This is a genomic window from Commensalibacter sp. Nvir (genome assembly GCF_963921845.1).
In the GTDB taxonomy this organism is placed as follows: Bacteria; Pseudomonadota; Alphaproteobacteria; order Acetobacterales; family Acetobacteraceae; genus Commensalibacter.
Window position 1 is genome coordinate 1 of record NZ_CAWUGZ010000078.1, and the last position, 3,774, is coordinate 3,774.

Here is a 3,774-nt window from a genome sequence, read left to right on the forward strand (position 1 = left end):
GTCTACCTGTATCCTGATTTCCAGACCACACAGGCATACGACCAATAATAATTCCTTTTTGCGCTGTTTGGCCCGTTCCAACCGTCAACAGGCCCATCCCAGCCAGAACAAACCGATAATCTTTACCACAATTTAAAATAATCATATGACCAAAGCCGCGAAACGATCCAGCGAATTCAACTTGACCGCTGCAGGGTGAACGGACACTTGCTTGAGAAGGGGGCGCATAAGTGATGCCTTGCGCAGGTCCTGAATCGGTTTTGCTGCCCCACAGAGAAACAATTGGTCCGTTTACTAGCTCTATGTTTTTTTCTGACGAAATCTTTAATCCCTCTGCGGTATTTGCATAGGTTATTGCGTTTATTTTTTCTTTATACAAACTAATTTTTTCTTGATCTTGGTGTTGTATTGCCAAATTAGCCTGTGCCTGAAGCTTTTGTTCTACTTTGCGCTTGGATTGGATAATAGTTTTGATGGCATCGTTAATAGTTTTGGCTTTTTTTGCCATTTTTGCTACATTTTGGGATATCTTAAACACATAATTGGAGGAGTGTTGTTGGGTAAGTTTTGCTTTTTTGGCAACAATGGACAAATTTTTTTTCTGTAAGCTTAGGGTTGATTGGAGTTGATTAAGGGCAATAAATTTTTGGTTTTGCTCTTTTCGAAGTGCATAAAGTTGTTCTTGTACGGCTTTAATTTCTTTAGCTTTTTTTTCTAAAAGGTTTGCAATTTGTTTTACAAACATCAATCCTATTAGAGGACTCGGTGAATTATTGCTTGCCGCTATTAATGTATCCGTAGGGTAGAGAGACAACCGCTCAATAAGGGGAAGAAATTTTGAAAATTGTTGGGATTGAGCGTTAAGTTCATGGTCAAGTACGAGGCATTTTGTGTCGATTTCTATAAGCTGTTGTTTGTACGATGCGACTTTTTTTTCCGTTAAAAAAAGTGCGTTTGAAGCATTTAGTAAATTTTGATTTAAATGAGCCGCTAGTTGTTGGTCTATTTGAAGATGTTTAAGCGCTTGGGTTTTTTTATCTTGTAAAACTGAAAGTTCATGGAGTGTTTTTTGTTTTTGTGAAAATAGAGTTTTAGGAATAATAAGCGAGTCAGAATGCGTTGTTTGTTTAGAGGAAGCATAAACCACGCTTATACTGTTTAAAACACATTGTAATAAAATTAAAACGAAACCAAAGATAAAGCCTAGCCTCAAAGCATATTGATTTAAATGCTTTGAGATAGACTTAAATTGTAAAATATTTTCTGCCAGAAGGATCCTCTATTTTTCGTTGAGGAGGCTTTTACCTGTCATTTCTGCAGGTTGGGGGATATTCATAAGTTGTAGCAATGTCGGCGCAATGTCGGCTAACCTACCATCATGTAACGTAGCTCCTGGAACGCCATCAAGGATAACCGGAACTTTGTCCAAAGTGTGTTGGGTATGGGGTTCGCCTGTTATAGGATCAACCATAATTTCACAGTTTCCATGATCCGCAGTAATAAGCAAAGCCCCTTTTTGAGCACGAACGGCCTGAACGATTTCTCCTAATCCTTTATCAACCGCTTCAACCGCTTTGATCGCTGCATTTAATATACCCGTGTGTCCTACCATGTCAGGGTTTGCAAAATTGACAACAATCAGATCATATTTTTTGCTGTTTATGGCTTCAACAACTTTACGCGTAAGCTCTGGGGCAGACATTTCGGGTTGCAAATCATAGGTTGCAACTTTAGGTGAGTTCACTAAAATACGGTCCTCTCCAGGAAAAGGCTCTTCTCGGCCGCCATTCAAAAAGTAGGTCACATGAGGGTATTTTTCTGTCTCTGCAGCGCGAAGTTGTTTTAAATTTGCTTTACATATTACTTCGCCAATGACGTTGGTTAAGGTTTCTGGGGGAAATAATACCCCCATTACGTGGGTCAACGTCTCGCTGTATTGAGTCATGCCCAACGCTTCTGAAAAATGAACAATCTTAGAACGTTTGAAGTCATTAAAATCAGGCAACAACATAGCATCTAGAATTTGTCGAATGCGATCGGCTCTGAAGTTAAAGGATAAGATAGCATCCCCATCTTTCATTCCTTGATAGTTGCCAATAACAGTCGGAATAATAAATTCATCCGTTATTTTTTCTTGATAAGAATCTGTGATTGCGGACAAAGCATTTTCTTTTCTAGGTCCAATCGCAGAAACGATAGCATCATAGGCTTTAGCAACACGCTCCCAACGATTATCACGATCCATGGCATAATAACGACCAGAAACCGTGGCAATTTTTATCCCTTGCGGTAATTCCTGCAGAGCGTCTTTAACAAATTTTTCTGCCGATTCCGGTGGGGTATCGCGTCCATCGGTAAAAACATGGAGTACGACGTTTATGCCATTTGTATAAAGTGCTTTGGCCAGTTCAATTGCATGATTTTGGTGGGCGTGAACCCCTCCCGGTGAAAAAAGACCCAGTAAGTGGCACGTGCCATTGTTTTCTTTTAGACGGGCTATGAATGTTTTCATCAAGTCGTTTTGAAAAATACTACCGTCTCGTATAGCATGGGTGATTTTAGGAAGTTCCTGCATGATGACTCTGCCAGCACCAATATTCATATGGCCTACTTCGGAATTGCCCATTTGACCTTCTGGTAATCCGACGTCTTCGCCACTGGCGTCTAAAAAGGCATGAGGATCGGTCTGTAACAAACTATGAATGATAGGTTTGTTGGCTTGTGCAACTGCATTATTTTCTTTGTGTGGGTTGTATCCAAAACCATCAAGTATAGTTAACATGACAGGTCTATAATGTTGTTTTGTCATTCGTTTGTCCTATTTTGCAACTGTTAATGGGATTATGGTGATGAATGGGTTGCAATTTCATGAAATGATGAGGCCATTTTTAATATCATATAGTAATATGAGGGGTATATGAACAAATTTTTACAAGAAGCATAGTTACTTCATAAGATAAATTTAAAGTGTAAAATATATAAAATAGATTCTATGCTACCCCAGAATTACTCAAGAAAAAAGGAGTAACGTTATGAAAAATGAATGGATACAGTTATCTAATTTATCTCCAGAGCAATTAAGAATTATGAGGGACCACGGAACCGAAGCTCCAGGAAGTAGCCCGTTAAATTATGAAACACGCTCTGGGGATTATGTATGCGCTGCGTGTGGTGCGCATTTATTTCATAGTGATACAAAATTCAACAATCATTGTGGTTGGCCATCCTTTTTTAACGCTATAGAAGGAGCAATCGAAACGGAAGTGGATCATAGTCATCATATGACGCGTACAGAAGTACATTGTGCCCGATGCAAGGGCCATTTAGGGCACCTATTTAATGATGGTCCAGATCCTACGGGATTACGTTATTGTATTAATGGTGTTGCCTTAAAATTCAATAAAACTTGAATCCCCATACTGTAATTTAACTGGATATTAAGGAGTTAAAAATAACGGTATGTGCTGAAATTTATTTAAATTCTTTCGTACGTATTTTTTGCCGTGATTATAAAGATTATCAGGAGCTAAAGCTATTTTTTAGAAGTTTAAAAATTATTGTAATTTTTTACAAATTTTATATAATTTTGTTGTTGATATACAGTAAAATGATTATAAACTTAATTAAACGAACGTTTAAATAATTTAAACATAAAATTAATATAGATCTGCTTGTTTGATTTTAAAATAGAACTTTATTTATATAAAGGCTTATCAAACCCAATAGCAATCTTAACGTTAATTTTCATTTTATTATTATGCACAGTTTCAGTAT

General features: G+C 37.5%; 3 protein-coding genes. 1 reads left to right on the top strand and 2 read right to left on the bottom strand.

From position 1 onward, the window contains the following. Both AABE15_RS05365 and gpmI read right to left on the bottom strand, forming a co-directional pair. On the bottom strand, positions 1-1,147 hold a 1,147-nt coding region (locus tag AABE15_RS05365; protein ID WP_338330256.1), incomplete at its 3' end, for a peptidoglycan DD-metalloendopeptidase family protein. 132 nt (positions 1,148-1,279) lie between these two features. Further along, on the bottom strand, positions 1,280-2,809 hold the full coding sequence (gene gpmI / locus AABE15_RS05370; protein ID WP_338330257.1) for a 2,3-bisphosphoglycerate-independent phosphoglycerate mutase: 1,530 nt from the start codon (positions 2,807-2,809) through the stop codon (positions 1,280-1,282). Positions 2,810-3,032: 223 nt separating this feature from the next. Between gpmI and msrB the strand changes: the two genes are divergently transcribed. Then, a complete protein-coding gene (msrB, locus tag AABE15_RS05375; protein WP_338330258.1) occupies positions 3,033-3,410 on the top strand; it encodes a peptide-methionine (R)-S-oxide reductase MsrB in 378 nt (125 codons plus the stop codon). The last annotated feature ends 364 nt before the right edge of the window (positions 3,411-3,774 follow it).

Excerpts from the sequence above, each read along its gene's own strand:
- gpmI (WP_338330257.1), bottom strand. The coding sequence starts at position 2,809 with ATGACAAAACAACATTATAGACCTGTCATGTTAACTATACTTGATGGT.
- msrB (WP_338330258.1), top strand. The coding sequence starts at position 3,033 with ATGAAAAATGAATGGATACAGTTATCTAATTTATCTCCAGAGCAATTA.